This window comes from Sphingopyxis terrae subsp. terrae NBRC 15098, assembly GCF_001598815.1.
GTDB classification, from domain to species: domain Bacteria; phylum Pseudomonadota; class Alphaproteobacteria; order Sphingomonadales; family Sphingomonadaceae; genus Sphingopyxis; species Sphingopyxis terrae.
On sequence record NZ_BCZQ01000008.1, the window covers coordinates 180,443 to 196,672 of the forward strand.

Genomic DNA, 16,230 nt, shown 5'->3' on the forward strand with positions numbered 1-16,230 from the left:
GGGGGCTGCGGGCGTGCAAGCATCCTCTTGCGTCGGTGCTGCGCCTCGCGCTACCACCGCATGGCGATGGTGCAGCGGGGCGAGGCCATAATTTCAATATGATGTCGATCTGGATCGCCCAGGCGTCGGCCGCCGCCGCCGCACCCGATCAGGGCTGGCTGCTCGATCCCGAACTCGTCGATCCGGCTTTTGGTCAGACGGTTGCCCGCGGCGATATCCAGACGGCCTTTCCCGCGCCGCCGCCGCCACCCGACGTTCCCGACTGGCTGAAATCGCTGTTCGAAGCGATCGGCCGCTTCTTCGAATGGAGCGCGCCGGCGCTGAAGCCGATGCTGTGGGGCGGCGCAATCTTGCTCGTCCTGCTGATCCTCTATTTCACCGTCCCCGCCTTTGCGCGCTGGGTCAATGCGTTGCCCTTCCTGCGCAAGACCGGAGCGGGCGCGGAGGTAGAGGAGGCGGGCGCGGTCGAAGCGGGTGCGGCGCGCGCGCTGCTGGCCGAAGCCGACGCGCTCGCCGCCGAGGGGCGCTTTGCCGAGGCGGTTCATCTGCTGCTCTATCGCAGCGTCGAGGATATCAGCGCGCGGCGGCCGGGGCTGGTGCGGCCGGCGATGACGTCGCGCGAGCTGGCGGAGGCGCAGGATTTGCCGAGGGTGGCGCGCAAGGCATTCAGCCGCATCGCGCGCTCGGTCGAAATCAGCCTGTTCGGCGGCCGCTCGATCGACGCGGCGGCGTGGGACGCGTGCCGCGGCGCCTATTCGGAGCTGACGGTACCGAAGAATTGGGCGCGGGCATGACGGGGCGCAGCGATCGCGACAATCCCTTCGACCCGCGGCTGATCGCGGCGGTGGTCGCCGTGGGTGTCGTCGCCTTCATCGCGCTGTGGGCGCTGGTTGCGCTTGGCCCGCAGCTGTCGAGCGGCAATGACGGCGGCGGTCACGCGCTGTCGAAGGCGGCGCCGGGCTTTGCGGGGATCGTCGACCTCGCCGAACGCGCCCGCGCCGATGTCGAGCTGCGCCGCAGCGTCGAGACGGCGACCTATGAGGACGACAAGCCGTTGCTCGTCCTGACCCCCGCAGCCGACACCAATGCCGAAGATGTGGCCGATATGCTGGCAAAACAGGGCAATGGTCCGGTTCTGCTCGTTCTGCCCAAGTGGCGGACGATGCCCGGCACCGGCGAGGGCCATAAACCCGGCTGGGTCGGCTTCGGCGTGCCGCTGCCCGCGCCCACCCGCCTGTTACCGCAAAACTATTTCGGGACGGTCGAGATCGCGATGCCGCAGGCGAAGGCGCAGACCGTCACTGCCGATGTCGCGCGGCGCCGCTTTGCCGTACCGCTGCCGGCCGGTGCCCAGACGGTCAGCGGCGCCGGTCTGGAGACGCTGATCCCCGGCGCGAACGGCGGCGCGGTGCTGGCGCGGACGACCAACCGCGAATTCTATGTTCTCGCCGAGCCCGACCTCCTCAACAATCTGGCCTTTGCGTCGCGCGACAAGGCGCATGCCGCCGCCATGCTGATCGACGCGGTCGGCGAGGATGCGGAAGCGGCGGGGCTCGCCTTCGACCTGACGCTCAACGGTTTCGGCGGCGGTCGGTCGCTGCTGCGCTTCGCCTTCGTGCCGCCCTTCATCGGGATCACATTGTGCCTGATCGCCGCGGGCCTGCTCGCGCTGTGGCAGGCGTGGGCGCGCTTCGGTCCCGCGCTGCGTCCGGCGCGCGCAATTCCGATTTCCAAACAGGCGCTGATCGCCAACAGCGCCGACCTGATCCGGCAGGCGCGCCGCGAACTCGACGGTGCCGATGCCTATGTGCGCAGCCAGCGCGGCGCAATCGCACGCCGGTTGCACGCCCCCGGCGGTCTGAGCGCCGAGGAAACCGACGCGTGGATCGACCGCCATCTGAAGGCGGATAGCGCCTCCTTCGCCACTCTCGCGCGCCGCCTCCCGCTGGCGCGCAACACCCATGAATTTCTGGCAGACGCGCAGGCGCTGCACGACATCAGGAAGGAATTATTGCGTGACGGCTGACACTATCGAGGGCGTTCAGGCGCTCGGGGCGGCGATCGAGGGCGAAGTCGCCAAGGTCGTGTTCGGGCAGCAGGATCTGACCCGCATGGTCACGATCGCGCTGCTCGCTGGTGGTCATGTGCTGCTCGAAGGCCCGCCGGGAACCGCCAAGACGCTGCTCGCGCAGGCTTTCGCTCGCGCCGTCGGGCTCGATTTCGGGCGAATCCAGTTCACCCCCGACCTGATGCCCGGCGACATATTGGGATCGAACCTGTTCAACTTCCAGACGTCGAGCTTCACCCTGACCAAGGGGCCGATCTTCACCGAGCTGCTGCTTGCCGACGAAATCAACCGCACCCCGCCCAAGACGCAGGCGGCGCTGCTTGAAGCGATGCAGGAACGGCGCGTGACGATCAACGGCGAGCCGCATCCGATGAGCCCGCGCTTCACCGTGCTGGCGACGCAAAATCCGATCGAGCAGCAGGGGGTCTATCCGCTGCCCGAGGCGCAGCTCGACCGCTTCCTGTTCAAGCTGGTCGTCGATTATCCCGACGCCGACGAGGAGCGGCGCATCGTGGCCGAACATGGCGGGCGCTTCAAAAGCCCCGTGGTCGCCGATTTCGGCGTCGGGCAGGTTGCCGACGCCGCGACGATCGGCACCGCGATCGACACGATCGCGACCGTCCGCCTGGCCGACGAGATCGTCGACTATATCGTCCGGCTGGTGCGCGCGACCCGCGAAAGTGCCGACCTCGAATGCGGCGCGAGTCCGCGCGCGGCGAGCCTGCTTGCCCGCGCCGCCTGCGCCGCCGCCGCGCTCGACGGCCGCGACTATGTGATCCCTGACGACGTGCAGCGACTCGCCGGCGGCGTATTGCGCCACCGCGTGATCCTGTCGGCCGCGGCGGAGATCGAGGGGCGCGGCGTCGAACAGGTCGTCGCTGCGCTGCTCGACCGGGTGGACGTGCCGCGGTGATCTACCCGACGCGGCGCGCGATCTATTTGCTGCTGCTCGGCGCCCCCGTGGCGCTGGCGCTCGGCCTGCTGCGCCCGGACCTTTGGCTCGTCGCGCTCGGCTGGATCGCGCTCGTCGCCCTGGGGCTGCTCCTCGATACGCTGACCGGCGCGGCGCCGCGCAAGCTCGCGCTCGACGCGCAGTTCCCCCTGCAGATCGGGGTCGGCGAGCCGTTCGAAATGATGCTTGCGGCGCGCGCGCCCGCCCTTCCGCGCCGCGCCGAGTTTGCGCTGTCGCTCGACGACCGGCTGGCGCCCGGTGGCCGCATCGCGGCGGCTTTCGATATGGTGGGCGAAGGCGAAGATGCGGCGCTCACCCATCGGCTTCCGCTTACCGCGTCGCGACGCGGGCAGGCAGCCGTGGATGCGCTGTGGGTGCGCTGGGCGGGACCGCTCGGCCTGGTCTGGAAACAGCGCCGCTTCGCGATCGACCGCGCGATCAGCGTCGTGCCCAACATGCGCCTCGTTACCGACGAAGGCCGCCGCCTGTTCCAGCGCAACAGCTGGTTCGGGCTCCGCCAGCAGAAGCTGCGCGGCGAAGGCCATGAATATGAGGCGCTGGCAGAGTATCAGCCGGGCATGGATCGGCGCGCGATCGACTGGAATGCATCGGCGCGGCACGTCAAGCTGCTTGCCAAGGAATATCGGGTCGAGCGCGACAACCGCGTCGTGCTGGCAATCGACGCCGGTCGCACGATGGCCGAGCCCGTCGGCGCGATGCCGCGCGTCGACCGCGCGGTATCGGCGGCGCTGCTGCTGGCCTATGCAGGGCTGAAGCTCGGCGACCGGATCAGCCTCTTTTCCTTTGCCGCCAAGCCGATCGGCATGACCCCCGCCTATATGCACACGCAGGATTTTCCCGCGCTGCAACGCGCGGCGAGCCGCATCGATTATGCGCCGGTCGAGAGCAATTTTACGCTCGCGCTGTCGACGCTCGGCGCCGAGCTCAACCGCCGGTCGCTGATCATCCTCTTCACCGAATTCACCGATGCGACGAGCGCCGACCTGATGATCCGTGCGGCGGGCCGGCTGGTCAAGAAGCACCGACTGCTGTTCGTCGTCATCAAGGATGAAGAGCTGGAGGACGAGGAACGACGCCGTCCCGAAAGCGGATCGGACGTCACGCGCGCCAATGTCGCCGCGGCGATGCTGCGCGATCGTCAGCTGGTCATCGCGCGGCTCCAGCGGCTCGGCGCCGACGTCATCGAAGTCCCCGCCGATGCGATGGGCGCGCATGTCGTCGAAGCCTATCTGGGCATCAAGCGGCAGGGGAGCCTGTGATGGAAACCGCGCGCCCGGCCGACGCCCCCGGCTTTTCGACCAGTCGTTTTCGCGCCGAGCGCGAGGCTGACTGGATCGCCTTCGACACGCTGCTCGGACGTCTCGAGACGCGCAGCGCCAAGGCGCTGTCGAGCGACGAACTGCTGCAGCTCCCGATCCTCTATCGCGCGACGCTGTCGTCGTTATCGATCGCGCGCGCGACGATGCTCGACAAGGCCCTGCTCGACCACCTCGAAGGGTTGGCGATGCGCGGCTATTTCCTGATTTACGGCGTCCGCGAAACGCGGCTCAGCCGCCTGCGCCGCTTCTTCCTTTACGACTGGCCGGCGGCGGTGCGCGCGGTGTGGAAGGAAACGCTGATCATCGCGCTGATCATCACGCTCGGCGCGCTGACAAGCTGGTCGCTCGTCGCGCATAATCCCGAATGGTATTATAATTTTGTCCCCGAAGAGATGGCCGGCGGGCGCGACCCGCGCGCGACAGTGGAGTTTCTGCGCTCGACGCTCGGGCACGGCAAGGCGGGGGGCGAGGATCAGGGCGCGCTGCACGTCTTTGCGACCTTCCTGTTTACCCACAACAGCCGCGTTTCGATCATGTCCTTCGCGCTCGGCTTTGCCTTCGGCGTTCCGACGATGATGCTGGAATATTATCAGGGGATCGGGCTGGGCGCGATGCTCGCGGTCTTCTCCGCCAAGGGGCTGGGCGTCGATTTCGGCGGCTGGCTGTTCATCCACGGCACGACCGAATTGTTCGCCGCCGCCCTGTCCGGAGCGGCGGGGCTGCGGATCGGCAGCGCGGTCGTCTTTCCCGGCGCCCGCTCGCGCCTCCAGGCCGCCGCCGAGGCAGGCCGCACCGCGGGCAAGGTGATGGTCGGCGTCATCCTGATGCTGCTCGCCGCCGGCTTGCTCGAAGGGTTCGGGCGCCAGCTCATCACCGATACCGTGATGCGCTATGCGATCGGGTCGCTGATGCTCGCCTTCTGGCTTGCCTATTTCTACATTCCGCGCCGCGAGAATGTCGCTTGAGCGCGGCGGGCAACCTGCGGATGCGCGCGGCGCAGGAAAAGAAGCTGCGCGAATTCGTGACGCCCGAAGGGGTCGACCTGCAATTGCGCATTGCAAGCGCGGCGCTCCGGCTCGGCGCGCTGCTGATCGACCTGATCCTCATCGTCCTGACGCTCGTCCTGTTCACCCTGCTGATCCTCTGGGCCGGGCTTGCGTCCAATTCGTCGATCGCGGTGACGGTCTGGCTGCTCGGCGCCTTTGTTCTGCGCACCTTCTGGTTCATCGGCTTCGAACTTGGCGCGCGTGCGGCGACCCCCGGCAAGCGGCTGATGGGCATCCGCGTCGTCGCGCGCGACGGCGGCCGGCTCACCGCCGATGCGGTGGTCGCGCGCAACCTGATCCGCGAGCTTGAGCTCTTCCTTCCCCTCACCATGATGGGCGTCGGCGCGGCCGAGGATATGGTATCGGGCTGGACTGCGCTCGCGGGGGTCGCCTGGTCGCTGACGCTCAGCCTGTTCCTGCTCTTCAATCGCGACCGGATGCGGATGGGCGACCTGATCGCCGGCACCTGGGTCGTGATGGCGAAGCGCGCGAAGCTTGACCGCGACATCACCGCCGATGGCGGCGGGGTCGACGCGATCCGCTTCACCGACGCCGAACTCGCCGTCTATGGCATCTATGAATTGCAGGAACTGGAGCGCGTGCTGCGCGGCGCCGATCCGCGCGCGATGCGCGATGTCGCTGACACGATCCGCGGCAAAATCGGCCGCCCCGTCGCCGAAGAGGATGACGTGTTCCTGACGAGCTATTATCGGCAGCTCAAGGCCCGGCTCGAACGCGGCTTGCTGTTCGGAAAACGCCGAGAGGATAAATATGCCAGCGAATGATGCCCTGTCCGTTGCCGAAGCGTTGCACCGCCGCCGTTCGGTGCGCGCCTTTTCGGACCGCCCGATCGACCGGGCGGTACTGGCGCGGGTTTTTGCCGACGCGCAGCGCGCGCCATCGGGCGGCAATCTGCAGCCGTGGCAGGTGACGGTCGTTACCGGCGCGCGCTGGGAGCGGGTGAAGGCGGCGGTGGCGGCGCGGATCGCGATGGGGCGCGACGGCCAGCAACCCGAATATGACATCTACCCGCGCGGACTGACCGACCCGTGGGAAAGCCGGCGTTTCGGCGTCGGCGAGGCGCTCTATGCCTCGCTCGGCATCCCGCGCGAGGATAAGTCGGGCCGGCTCGCTCGGTTCATGGAGAATTACCGGGGTTTCGGCGCACCGGTGATGCTTTTCCTTCATTGTTCACGCATCATGGGACCGCCGCAATGGGCCGACATGGGCATGTGGCTCCAGTCGGTGATGCTGTTGCTCGTCGAACATGGCCTTGCAAGCTGTCCGCAGGAATGCTGGGCGATGTATGGCGCGACGATCCGGCACGAGCTGGAACTGGGCGACGACCAGATCTTGTTCACCGGGCTGGCGATCGGCCATGCCGATGCGGCGGCGCCGGTGAATCAATGGCCGGTTCCGCGCGCCGAACTGGATGAGGTGATCGATTGGCAGGGGTTTTGAGGATGGGTTGGCGCGGCAAGACGACGGGACTGACGATCACGGCGGCGACGGCGCTGCTGCTCGCCGGCTGCGCCGCGATTCCGAAAGCGGCGGCACCACCGCCCTCCCCCGCGCCGCAACCGCCCGCCGCGACACCGCCGCCACCGGCGACGGCGCCGACGCAAGGGTGGGACGACCGCGCGCTCGATCGCGGCGCCTGGCGCTATGATGCCGGCAGCCGAAGCGCGATCTTCGCGCCGTCCGCTGGCGCGGCGCCGTTGCTGACCATGGCGTGCAGCGGCGGCGCTATCCGGCTGACCGCCGCGCTCGACGGCACCGTCGCACTGCGCACCAGCGCGGCCACCGATCAGGTGCGCTTCGACGGCGGTACGGCGATCGTACCGAGCCGCGATATCCGGCTGGACCGCATCGCCTTCAGTCGCGGCCGCTTTGCGCTCGAAGCCGCGAACGGCCGGGCGCTGACCCTACCCGTCCAGTCCGAAATCGGCCGCGTGATCGAGGATTGCCGTTAGGCAGCCGGGCTAGGCGCCGAGCCGTACCGTTCCGCCGCGGATCCAGCCCCAGCGGCACGGTCCCTGATATTCGCGCGCGCTGCTGACCGAGCGGCCGACGCCGCACATATCCTCGTCGGTGCCGGGGGCCGCGAAGACGATACCGAACCAGGCGTCGTCATCGGTTGCCTCGCACACCGACACCTTCATCGCGCCGGGCAGTTTGGCCTTCACGGCGCGCGTTTCGCCCGGCGCCCAATAGACATCGGTGCCGCCGTCCTTGACGCGGCTGATGCTGGAGCAGGCGGGAAGCGTCGGGCCTTCGGTGCCGGTCATCACCGCGCGCGTCGCAAGCGGCGGGCCGGCGACAACGGGGGCGTTGTCGGCGGGCGGCGCAGGCTGCGAGCAGCCGGCGAGCGGCAGCGCGGCAAGCGCAACGGCGGAAAGGATCGAACGGGGGGTGGCAGGGCTTTTCATCCCACGAAACTAGCCGCCGCCGCCGCCGCGCGCAACGCCCGTCGGCAGCGCGCCGAGCGGCGCATTTTTGCTTGGGTTTTGCGGCCGCCGACCCTATATAATCGGCATGACAGACACCCCCGTGAGCGGCGCGAGCGAAGGCGCCCCCAAACAGCCCAATCAGAACAGCTACGGCGCCGATTCGATCAAGGTGCTGAAAGGCCTCGACGCCGTGCGCAAGCGGCCTGGCATGTATATTGGCGACACCGACGACGGGTCGGGTCTGCATCACATGGTGTTCGAAGTCAGCGACAATGCGATCGACGAGGCACTTGCCGGTCATTGTGATCTGGTACTCATCACGCTCAACAGCGACGGATCGGTCAGCGTCGAGGACAATGGACGCGGCATCCCGACCGGCATCCATGCCGAGGAAGGCATTTCGGCGGCCGAGGTCATCATGACCCAGCTTCACGCGGGCGGCAAGTTCGAGAACACGAGCGACGACAATGCCTATAAGGTGTCGGGCGGTCTGCACGGCGTCGGCGTATCGGTCGTCAACGCGCTCAGCGAATGGCTCGAACTGACGATCTGGCGCGATGGCGAAGAGCATTGGATGCGCTTCGAGCATGGCGATTCGGTTGCGCCGCTCAAGGTCAACGGGCCGGCGCCTGCGGGCAAGAAGGGCACCCGTGTCACCTTCATGGCATCGACCGATACCTTCAAAAATGTCACCGAGTTCGATTTCGAAAAGCTGGAACATCGCTATCGCGAGCTCGCCTTTCTCAATTCCGGCGTGAGGATCAAGCTGGTCGACGCCCGCCACGCCGAACATGTCGTCCACGACCTGTTCTACGAGGGTGGGATTGCGGCCTTCGTCAAATATCTCGACCGCAACAAGAATCCGCTGCTGCCCGATCCGATCGCGATCAGCAGCGAGCGCGACGGCATCGGCATCGACGTCGCGCTCGAGTGGAACGACAGCTATTATGAAAATGTCCTCTGCTTCACGAACAATATCCCGCAGCGCGACGGCGGCACCCACCTCGCCGCTTTCCGCGCGGCGCTGACGCGCACGCTCAACGGCTATGGCGAAAAATCGGGCCTGCTGAAGAAGGAAAAGGTCAGCCTGACCGGCGAGGATATGCGCGAAGGCTTGACCGCGATCGTCTCGGTCAAGCTGCCCGATCCGAAATTCTCCTCGCAGACCAAGGACAAGCTTGTCTCGTCGGAAGTGCGCCAGCCGCTCGAAAGCCTGATGGCCGACCGGATGACCGAATGGCTCGAGGAAAATCCCGCCTATGCCAAAGCGGTGATCCAGAAGGTGATCGACGCCGCCGCGGCGCGCGAAGCCGCGAAGAAGGCGCGCGAATTGACCCGTCGCAAGGGCGCGATGGATATCGCGAGCCTGCCCGGCAAGCTCGCCGATTGCCAGGAACGCGACCCCAGCAAATGCGAACTTTTCCTGGTCGAAGGGGACTCGGCAGGCGGCAGCGCCAAGCAGGGCCGCGACCGGCATGTGCAGGCCATTCTGCCGCTGAAGGGCAAGATTTTGAACGTCGAGCGGGCGCGCTTCGACCGCATCATTTCGTCGAAGGAAGTCGGCACGCTGATTCAGGCGCTCGGCACCGGGATCCGCGATGAATTCAACATCGAAAAGCTGCGCTATCACAAGATCGTGATCATGACCGACGCCGACGTCGACGGCGCGCATATCCGCACGCTGCTGCTCACCTTCTTCTACCGCCAGATGCCCGAGATCATCGAGAATGGCCATCTCTACATCGCCCAGCCGCCGCTCTACAAAGTCGCAAAGGGGCGCAGCGAGGTGTATCTGAAGGATGACACCGCGCTCGAAAATTACCTCGTCGATGCCGGGATCGACGCGCTGATGCTCGAAACGCCGGGCGGCGCACGGTCGGGTAACGATCTGCGCGGCCTGATCGAGCATGGCCGACGGCTCCGCGCGCTGATGCGTTACGTCCCCCGCACGCTCGATCATGGGCTGGTCGAGGCACTGGCGCTGGTCGGCGCCCTCGATCCGGCGCTCGATACGGCCGGACGCCACAGCGCTGCGGCAACTGCCGCGAACTGGCTCAATGCCGCCGAGCGCGCGCTGACCGGCGGCGCCGAAGCGGTGTGGACCGTCGAGGCGGTCGAAGGCGGCGGCTATACGCTCGAACGCCGCTGGCGCGGGGTGAGCGACCATCACGCAATCGATGCCGGTTTCCTCGCGAGCCAGGAGGCGCGCCGCCTTCACAAACTCGCCGCCGAACAGGCCGAAACCTATGGTGGCCCCGGACGGCTGGTGAAAGCCAGCGCTGCTACGGTCGTCGAGGCCGACGGCGATGCCGAGGGCGAGGATGGCGAGGCACCGACCGCCGCGAACGCCGCAAAGGCCGCGCCGGTGACGCGCCCGTCCGAATTGCTCGATGCCATCTTCACGCACAGCCGCCGCGGCCTTTCGATCAGCCGGTACAAGGGACTGGGCGAGATGAATGCCGAGCAATTGTGGGAAACCACGCTCGATCCCGCCAACCGCTCGCTGCTGCGCGTCGAGGCCGAACAGGCCGATGTCGCGCATGAAATCTTCGAGCGGCTGATGGGCGACGAGGTCGAGCCGCGGCGCGATTTCATCCAGACCAACGCGCTGTCGGTTGCCAATCTGGACGTCTGAGGCACCAAACCACTAAGCGCAGAATCGAACCGGCACGGCGCGGGCAGCTTGCAAGCCGCCCGCGCCGCTGCTTTGAGCGCTCCACCTGAAACGGGGGAGGCTGCGCATGCGGCGCGTGATGGCGATGAGTTTGGCGTTGATGCTGGCGATGCCGGCGGTGGCGCAGGATCAGATCGGCGGCGGCGAGACCGAAATCGGCAACGGCACGGCAAGCTATTACGGCCGCGAACTCGCGGGCAATCGCACCGCGAGCGGCGAGCGCTTCGACCCCGATCAGATGACCGCCGCGCACCCCACGCTCGCCTTCGGCAGTAAGGTCCGCGTTACCAACCTGTCCAACGGCCAGAGCGTGATCGTCCGCGTCAACGACCGCGGCCCCTTCGGCGGCCGCCGCGTCATCGATATCTCGCAGGCCGCGGCAAAGGAAATCGGCATGCACCGCAGCGGTACCGCCAAGGTCAGCCTGACGCTCGTCGCCGACCAGAATTAATCGAACACCGACCAACCCGCCGCATAGGCGAAATGTTCGAGCGCGAGCGCGCCGACGAGCGATGTTCCGGCTTCGTTGAGGCCCGGCGACCAGACCGCGATCGACCCCTGCCCCGGTGCGATGCACAGGATGCCCCCGCCCACCCCGCTCTTGCCGGGCAGGCCGACGCGAAAGGCGAATTCGCCTGAATTGTCGTAATGGCCGCACAGCATCATGATCGCGTTGATGCGCCGCGCGCGGTGCGGGTCGAGAAGCTGTTCGCCGGTGCGCGGGTCGCGGCCCTCGAAGGCCAGGAACAGGCCGGCCTGCGCCAGCTGGCGACAGCTCATCGACAGCGCGCATTGGCGGAAATAGACCGAGAGCACCGTCTCCACCGGGTGGCGCAGCGTCCCGAAGGCGTCCATGAAATAGGACAGGCTGCGGTTGCGCGCGCCGGTATCATTTTCCGACCCCGCAACCCCGGTGTCGATAGCCACGCTAGCATCGCCCGCTCGCGCTCGCATGAAGGCGACGATCTCGTCGACCGCCTCGTCGGCCGAGCGACCGTCGATCAGCCGGTCGGTGGTCGCGATCGCCCCGGCGTTGATGAACGGATTGCGCGGCACCCCCTGCTCGCTTTCGAGCTGGACGATCGAGTTGAAGGCGCTGCCCGACGGTTCGCGGCCGACGCTGTCCCATAGCGAGCTGCCGACCCGGCGCAGCGCGAGGGCGAGCGTGAACACCTTCGACACCGACTGGATCGAAAAAGCCTCGTCGGCGTCGCCCGCGGTGTGGACCGTTCCGTCGGGGAGCGCGAGGGCAAAGCCGAAGCGGTCGGGATCGACCCCGGCGAGGGCGGGAATATAGTCGGCGACCTTGCCCTGGCCGCGGTGCGGCAGCGCGGTCTGATAGGCTTCGGCGACGCAGCGGGCGAGATCGGGCATGCCATTTCCCTAGCAACTTCACACGGAATTGCATTTAATTTCTCTTTTTGATAAATATTCTCCATTCTAGAAATTATGAGTCGCAAGGAGAGAGACATGACCGAAGCGCACCGCCCCAAAGGGCTGTCGAGCGCGATCAGCTATCGTGACAGCAAGGCGGCGTTCCGCTGGCTGGAAGGGGCCTTCGGGTTCGAACCGCTGTTCGTGCTGCTCGATGCCGACGGCAATCTCGCGCACAGCGAAATGGGCTATGGCGCCTCGGTGGTGATGATCGGCAACGAATGGTCCGACGATCACAAGAGCCCGCAGTCGATTGGCGGCAAGAACACCCAGAGCGTCCATGTCCAGCTCGCCCCCGGCGACGATATCGATGCGCATTGCGCGGCCGCGCGCGCGGCGGGCGCCGCGATCATCGCCGAACCCGAGACGCAATTTTATGGCGACCGCACCTATCGCGCCAAGGATCCCGAGGGGCATATCTGGACCTTCGGCGTCACGGTCGCGGCCAAGACCGCCGCCGAATGGGACGCCGAGGGCGGCTTCACCACCCAGACGCGGCTCGACGATTGAGCGCGGCCGCGGTCGATGCCGTGTTTGCGGCGCTCGCCGACCCGCGGCGGCGGCGCGCGGTCGAACTGCTCGGGCGGCGCCCCTATAGCGCCGGCGAGCTGGCGGGCACGCTGGGCCTCGCGCCGCCGGCGATGAGCCGACACCTCAAGGCGCTGAAAGATGGCGGGCTGGTCGAGGATCATTATCTGCCCTTCGATGCCCGCGTCCGCATCTATCGCCTGAAGGACGGCGCGACCGACGCGCTCAAGGGCTGGCTCGCCGAAACCGAAAGCCTGTGGAGCGAGCAGCTCGCCGCCTTCAAGGCGCATGTCGAGCGCGGCGCGCCATGAGCCGCGCGCCATGAGCGGCGCCGCGGTGATCGTCGCCCTGCGCGTCGCGGCCACCCCGGCGCGCGCGTTCGAGGTGTTCACCCGCGACATCGGCAGCTGGTGGCAAAGCCATCCGCTGTTCGAGCTGGCGCGCGGCGACGACGGCGTGCCGCGCTTCGATCCCGCGGGGCCGGGCGGGCGGCTGGTGACGCGCTTCGCCGACGGCCGCGAATGGGAAATCGGCCGCGTCCACGCGTGGGAACCCGGCGAGCGGCTTGCCTTCGGCTGGCGCGTTCCCGGCTTTGCCGCCGACCAGACCACCGAAGTCGAGGTGCGCTTCGACGCCGTCGGCGCCGAAACGCGCGTCACCGTCGAGCATCGCGGCTGGGATCAAATCCCGCAAAGCCATGCCGCGCGCCACGGCTTCGACCTGATGCTGTTCCAGCGCCGCCTCGGCGAACATTGGCGCGAGTTGCTGGCAGCGATGGGCCACCGTTTGTAGGGCGATCCGCAGGCTCCTGCGGGTTTTGGCCCTAGTCGCGCGCGCCGAACAGGGCGGTGCCGACGCGGACGTGGGTCGCGCCGAGTATGACCGCTTTTTCATAATCGCCGCTCATTCCCATCGAGCGTAGCGGCAGGCCGTTGCGCTCGGCCAGCTCGTCGAGGAGCGCGAAATAGGGCGCCGGTTCCACGTCGGCGGGCGGGATCGCCATCAGGCCGTCGATCGCCAGCCCGGCCGCCTTCGCCCCGGCGAGCAGCGCCGCGAGATCGGCGACGGCGCAGCCGCCCTTCTGCTCCTCGTCGCCGATATTGACCTGAACGAAAAGCTGCGGCCGCTTGCCGAGCTTGTCGCACGCCTTGGCGAGCGCCTGAACGAGCGAGCTGCGATCGACCGAGTGAATGGCGTCGAACAGCGCGACTGCCTCTTCGGCCTTGTTCGACTGGAGCTGACCGATCAGGTGCAGCGTCACATCGGGGGCTTCACCGCGCAGGGCGGGCCATTTGGCCGCCGCCTCCTGCACGCGGTTCTCGCCGAAATGGCGATGGCCGGCGGCGATCAGCGGGCGGATCGCGGGCGCCTCGTGCGTTTTCGACACCGCGATCAGGCAGACGTCGCCCGCCTTGCGTCCGGCGCGGCGCGCCGCCTGTGCAATGTTCGCCCCCACCTCGGCCAGCCGGCTTGCCGCATCGCTCATATCGTCATCCTCGAAGGGCGCGTTGCGTGCGCCCGCGACGCGCCTATAGGAAGGGCGATGGTCCGACGCCACCCCCTGCCCGCATGCTGGCTGATGAGCGACGCACGCAGCGCGGCCGGGACGGTGGCGCTCGCCGCGCTGTTGCCGCCGGGAAGCGGCATCGTCCTGCGGCACGACGCGCTGCCGCAGGGCGCGCGCTGGCGCCTCGCGCGCCGCCTTGCGCGCGTCGCAAAAGCGCGCGGGCTGATGCTGCTGATCGCGGGATTGCCCGCCGAGGCGCGGCGCTGGGGGGCCGATGGCGTCCATCTGCGGCAGCATGCCGCGCGCCGGGCGGCGCAGGCACGCGCGATCAGCCTGATCGTCACCATGCCGGTCCATGACCATCGCGAGGCGCACCGCGCCCGGCGGGCGGGCGCCGACGCAGCGCTCGTCTCGCCGCTTCACCCGACGCGGTCGCATCCCGGCGCAGCACCGCTCGGCCGTGCCCAGTGGCTGCGGCTCGCGCGTGCGGCCGGCGGACTAGCGGTTGCGCTGGGCGGGATGACCCCGGCGCGCGCCCGTGCGCTGGCCCGCGCCAGCGCCGCAAGCGGCATCCGGCCCGGCTGGGCCGCCATCGACGCATGGGAGCAAAAGGGAGCGACGCGCAAAGCGCGGCGCGGTCGGGTGCGTTAGTGGCCGACGCTTGGGGCATGATCGTCTATGGGCGGCCTGGCCCGACGATCGGTACAGCTTTTAGAAGCGGAAAGCGGTTCCGACATAGACCGCCTGACTGTCGCGGCGCGCGTCGGTCAGCGGCTGGAAGCGGTCGTCGGCCTTGTAACGGACGCCCGCGGTCACATCGAGGTTCTTGGTCAGGCGATAACTGCTGACGACATCGACGGTCTGCTCTTCGCCCGGCGCGGTGATGCGGTCGGTTGCGCCGGCCGGATCGGTCGGACGGCTGACCATCTTCGTCGCGAAGCGCGATTTCTTGTTGTCGGCCTGTTCGGGCGCGCGCGCGACCGGCAGGTTGCGCAGGTCGGTGCCGCTGGGCAGCGCCGGGGTCACGAATTTTTCGAACCCGACCGACGCGCCCAGATTATAGGTCACAGGGGCGATCGAGATCGGCGATTTGGTGCGGCCGGCGGCAAGCGCGGCGGTGCGTGCGCTCGACGAATCGTCGCGGGCGCGAATCACGACGGTGATCGCGCGATTCTTGTGCCCGTCATCGGGCAGCGCGGGCGTGAAGCTGAAGCCGCGGCGCGCCTCTTCCGAGATTTTGATATAGCGGGCGATCAGGCGCGGGTCGCCCGACGCCGGGGTGAATTGGCCAAGCACCGAATTCGAAAGCTGGGTGTCGCGAATCCGGTCGGCGCGTGTCATCGACGCGAGCGCAGGCGGAAGCGCAACGGTAACCGCTGCTACCGCGAACATGCCTGCTTTCCAAAAATGTCGCGAATTCCGCGCCATTGCTCTGCGACTCCAACCCCAATCGACTCGTGAGATAGGACGGCGGGGGCGATAATTCCAGTGATTCCCGACCGATTGATCGCGCGTCGCCGGCTTTTCGCCGAACATGTTGCGCGAACAGCACAGTGGCGGGCGGAGATGAGCCGGGGATGAACGGTCGAAACACCGGAAATGGCGCGCTTGCCGGACGGCGGCAAGGGCGATAGAGACGCTTGCAAATTTCCGCATGCGCGCCCGCAATTCGCTGCCCGCGCGCCCAGAATAAGGTGTTACGGCATGTCCAAGCTTACCCTTCTTGCCTCGCTCGGTCGTCGTCCGGCCGCGCTCGCCCTGATCGGGGTCGCGGCGCTCGGCCTGTCGGCCTGCGGCGGGAAGGACCGGCCGCGCGCCGACCTGGCGGCGAGCCAGGTGACGACGATCGGCGTCAATTCCTATCTGTGGCGCGCGTCGCTCGACGCCCTGTCGTTCATGCCGCTGCTGCAGGCCGACAGCTCGGGCGGGGTCATCATCACCGACTGGTATGCGAACCCCGGCAATCCGAACGAGCGCATGAAGGTGACCGTGTCGATCCTCGATCGTGACCTGCGCGCCGATGCGCTCCGCGTCGCCGCGCTGCGTCAGGTCGCCCAGAACGGCACCTGGGTCGATGCGCCGGTTCAGGCCGCGACGGTGCAGAAGCTGGAAGAAATCATCCTCACCCGCGCCCGCGACCTGCGCCGCAGCGCGATCAAGGGCTGAGTTTCGGATTTCGGTGTTTCCCCGAGAAGGCGGGGATCCATCTCCGGTTGTTCCGGATTTGAACG

Annotated in this window: 19 protein-coding genes; 15 read left to right on the forward strand and 4 right to left on the reverse strand. The window is 67.7% G+C overall.

Annotation, left to right across the window (positions count from 1 at the left end; translation table 11 throughout):
* Positions 1-98 precede the first annotated feature (98 nt).
* The 8 genes from STE01S_RS06760 to STE01S_RS06795 are packed head-to-tail and all read left to right on the forward strand — an operon-like array spanning position 99 to position 7,379.
* Complete coding sequence (locus STE01S_RS06760; RefSeq protein WP_062766188.1) at positions 99-794, forward strand: DUF4129 domain-containing protein; 696 nt, start codon at positions 99-101, stop codon at positions 792-794.
* Entirely contained in the window at positions 791-2,026 is a 1,236-nt protein-coding gene (locus STE01S_RS06765; protein WP_062766360.1) for a hypothetical protein, read from the forward strand. The genes STE01S_RS06760 and STE01S_RS06765 overlap by 4 nt, the downstream gene beginning before the upstream one ends.
* On the forward strand, positions 2,016-2,981 hold the full coding sequence (locus STE01S_RS06770) for an AAA family ATPase (protein WP_003041595.1): 966 nt from the start codon (positions 2,016-2,018) through the stop codon (positions 2,979-2,981). Before STE01S_RS06765 ends, STE01S_RS06770 begins: the two co-directional genes overlap by 11 nt.
* Positions 2,978-4,300, forward strand: coding sequence for a DUF58 domain-containing protein (locus STE01S_RS06775; protein WP_062766190.1), 1,323 nt, complete (start codon positions 2,978-2,980; stop codon positions 4,298-4,300). Before STE01S_RS06770 ends, STE01S_RS06775 begins: the two co-directional genes overlap by 4 nt.
* Positions 4,300-5,325, forward strand: coding sequence for a stage II sporulation protein M (locus tag STE01S_RS06780; protein WP_062766192.1), 1,026 nt, complete (start codon positions 4,300-4,302; stop codon positions 5,323-5,325). The genes STE01S_RS06775 and STE01S_RS06780 overlap by 1 nt, the downstream gene beginning before the upstream one ends.
* On the forward strand, positions 5,322-6,191 hold the full coding sequence (locus tag STE01S_RS06785; protein ID WP_003041603.1) for an RDD family protein: 870 nt from the start codon (positions 5,322-5,324) through the stop codon (positions 6,189-6,191). The genes STE01S_RS06780 and STE01S_RS06785 overlap by 4 nt, the downstream gene beginning before the upstream one ends.
* Positions 6,178-6,867 (forward strand): nitroreductase, encoded by a 690-nt coding sequence (locus tag STE01S_RS06790; RefSeq protein WP_082813244.1) that lies wholly within the window; start codon positions 6,178-6,180, stop codon positions 6,865-6,867. The genes STE01S_RS06785 and STE01S_RS06790 overlap by 14 nt, the downstream gene beginning before the upstream one ends.
* A 2-nt stretch (positions 6,868-6,869) precedes the next feature.
* Positions 6,870-7,379 (forward strand): hypothetical protein, encoded by a 510-nt coding sequence (locus STE01S_RS06795; protein ID WP_062766195.1) that lies wholly within the window; start codon positions 6,870-6,872, stop codon positions 7,377-7,379.
* A gap of 9 nt (positions 7,380-7,388) precedes the next feature.
* Here STE01S_RS06795 and STE01S_RS06800 read toward each other — a convergent pair whose 3' ends face one another.
* Positions 7,389-7,835 (reverse strand): hypothetical protein, encoded by a 447-nt coding sequence (locus STE01S_RS06800; RefSeq protein WP_062766198.1) that lies wholly within the window; start codon positions 7,833-7,835, stop codon positions 7,389-7,391.
* Between the two features lie 106 nt (positions 7,836-7,941).
* Here STE01S_RS06800 and gyrB point away from each other — a divergent pair, with 106 nt between their 5' ends.
* Positions 7,942-10,491 (forward strand): DNA topoisomerase (ATP-hydrolyzing) subunit B, encoded by a 2,550-nt coding sequence (gene gyrB / locus STE01S_RS06805; protein ID WP_062766201.1) that lies wholly within the window; start codon positions 7,942-7,944, stop codon positions 10,489-10,491.
* 106 nt (positions 10,492-10,597) lie between these two features.
* Positions 10,598-10,981 carry a septal ring lytic transglycosylase RlpA family protein gene (locus tag STE01S_RS06810; RefSeq protein WP_062766204.1) on the forward strand — a complete coding sequence of 128 codons (384 nt, stop codon included), beginning with the start codon at positions 10,598-10,600 and terminating at the stop codon, positions 10,979-10,981.
* Here the strand turns inward: STE01S_RS06810 and STE01S_RS06815 are convergent.
* Complete coding sequence (locus STE01S_RS06815; RefSeq protein ID WP_003041614.1) at positions 10,978-11,904, reverse strand: glutaminase; 927 nt, start codon at positions 11,902-11,904, stop codon at positions 10,978-10,980. The genes STE01S_RS06810 and STE01S_RS06815 overlap by 4 nt on opposite strands.
* A 96-nt stretch (positions 11,905-12,000) precedes the next feature.
* Between STE01S_RS06815 and STE01S_RS06820 the strand changes: the two genes are divergently transcribed.
* From STE01S_RS06820 to STE01S_RS06830, 3 genes are read left to right on the forward strand one after another with little or no spacing between them, the layout of a single operon-like run.
* Positions 12,001-12,474, forward strand: a complete 474-nt coding sequence (locus tag STE01S_RS06820) for a VOC family protein (protein ID WP_062766207.1) — start codon at positions 12,001-12,003, stop codon at positions 12,472-12,474.
* Positions 12,471-12,803, forward strand: coding sequence for an ArsR/SmtB family transcription factor (locus tag STE01S_RS06825; protein WP_120694152.1), 333 nt, complete (start codon positions 12,471-12,473; stop codon positions 12,801-12,803). Before STE01S_RS06820 ends, STE01S_RS06825 begins: the two co-directional genes overlap by 4 nt.
* Before the next feature lie 10 nt (positions 12,804-12,813).
* Positions 12,814-13,284, forward strand: coding sequence for an SRPBCC domain-containing protein (locus tag STE01S_RS06830; protein ID WP_255265898.1), 471 nt, complete (start codon positions 12,814-12,816; stop codon positions 13,282-13,284).
* Between the two features lie 31 nt (positions 13,285-13,315).
* Here the strand turns inward: STE01S_RS06830 and STE01S_RS06835 are convergent, their stop codons facing one another.
* On the reverse strand, positions 13,316-13,978 hold the full coding sequence (locus tag STE01S_RS06835) for a YggS family pyridoxal phosphate-dependent enzyme (RefSeq protein WP_062766366.1): 663 nt from the start codon (positions 13,976-13,978) through the stop codon (positions 13,316-13,318).
* Between the two features lie 93 nt (positions 13,979-14,071).
* On the opposite strand from STE01S_RS06835, the gene STE01S_RS06840 reads away from it, so the two are divergent.
* On the forward strand, positions 14,072-14,650 hold the full coding sequence (locus STE01S_RS06840) for a thiamine phosphate synthase (RefSeq protein WP_255265899.1): 579 nt from the start codon (positions 14,072-14,074) through the stop codon (positions 14,648-14,650).
* Between the two features lie 60 nt (positions 14,651-14,710).
* Here the strand turns inward: STE01S_RS06840 and STE01S_RS06845 are convergent, their stop codons facing one another.
* On the reverse strand, positions 14,711-15,391 hold the full coding sequence (locus tag STE01S_RS06845; RefSeq protein ID WP_255265900.1) for a hypothetical protein: 681 nt from the start codon (positions 15,389-15,391) through the stop codon (positions 14,711-14,713).
* A gap of 312 nt (positions 15,392-15,703) precedes the next feature.
* Here STE01S_RS06845 and STE01S_RS06850 point away from each other — a divergent pair, with 312 nt between their 5' ends.
* Complete coding sequence (locus tag STE01S_RS06850; RefSeq protein ID WP_003041624.1) at positions 15,704-16,165, forward strand: DUF3576 domain-containing protein; 462 nt, start codon at positions 15,704-15,706, stop codon at positions 16,163-16,165.
* The last annotated feature ends 65 nt before the right edge of the window (positions 16,166-16,230 follow it).

What these genes read in the sequence shown, in the direction of transcription:
- gyrB (WP_062766201.1), top strand. Translation starts at nt 7,942, where the DNA reads ATGACAGACACCCCCGTGAGCGGCGCGAGCGAAGGCGCCCCCAAACAG.
- STE01S_RS06790 (WP_082813244.1), top strand. Translation starts at nt 6,178, where the DNA reads ATGCCAGCGAATGATGCCCTGTCCGTTGCCGAAGCGTTGCACCGCCGC.
- STE01S_RS06845 (WP_255265900.1), bottom strand. Translation starts at nt 15,391, where the DNA reads ATGTTCGCGGTAGCAGCGGTTACCGTTGCGCTTCCGCCTGCGCTCGCG.
- STE01S_RS06765 (WP_062766360.1), top strand. Translation starts at nt 791, where the DNA reads ATGACGGGGCGCAGCGATCGCGACAATCCCTTCGACCCGCGGCTGATC.
- STE01S_RS06840 (WP_255265899.1), top strand. Translation starts at nt 14,072, where the DNA reads ATGAGCGACGCACGCAGCGCGGCCGGGACGGTGGCGCTCGCCGCGCTG.
- STE01S_RS06820 (WP_062766207.1), top strand. Translation starts at nt 12,001, where the DNA reads ATGACCGAAGCGCACCGCCCCAAAGGGCTGTCGAGCGCGATCAGCTAT.
- STE01S_RS06835 (WP_062766366.1), bottom strand. Translation starts at nt 13,978, where the DNA reads ATGAGCGATGCGGCAAGCCGGCTGGCCGAGGTGGGGGCGAACATTGCA.
- STE01S_RS06830 (WP_255265898.1), top strand. Translation starts at nt 12,814, where the DNA reads ATGAGCGGCGCCGCGGTGATCGTCGCCCTGCGCGTCGCGGCCACCCCG.
- STE01S_RS06760 (WP_062766188.1), top strand. Translation starts at nt 99, where the DNA reads ATGATGTCGATCTGGATCGCCCAGGCGTCGGCCGCCGCCGCCGCACCC.
- STE01S_RS06780 (WP_062766192.1), top strand. Translation starts at nt 4,300, where the DNA reads ATGGAAACCGCGCGCCCGGCCGACGCCCCCGGCTTTTCGACCAGTCGT.
- STE01S_RS06795 (WP_062766195.1), top strand. Translation starts at nt 6,870, where the DNA reads ATGGGTTGGCGCGGCAAGACGACGGGACTGACGATCACGGCGGCGACG.
- STE01S_RS06800 (WP_062766198.1), bottom strand. Translation starts at nt 7,835, where the DNA reads ATGAAAAGCCCTGCCACCCCCCGTTCGATCCTTTCCGCCGTTGCGCTT.
- STE01S_RS06810 (WP_062766204.1), top strand. Translation starts at nt 10,598, where the DNA reads ATGCGGCGCGTGATGGCGATGAGTTTGGCGTTGATGCTGGCGATGCCG.
- STE01S_RS06815 (WP_003041614.1), bottom strand. Translation starts at nt 11,904, where the DNA reads ATGCCCGATCTCGCCCGCTGCGTCGCCGAAGCCTATCAGACCGCGCTG.
- STE01S_RS06850 (WP_003041624.1), top strand. Translation starts at nt 15,704, where the DNA reads ATGTCCAAGCTTACCCTTCTTGCCTCGCTCGGTCGTCGTCCGGCCGCG.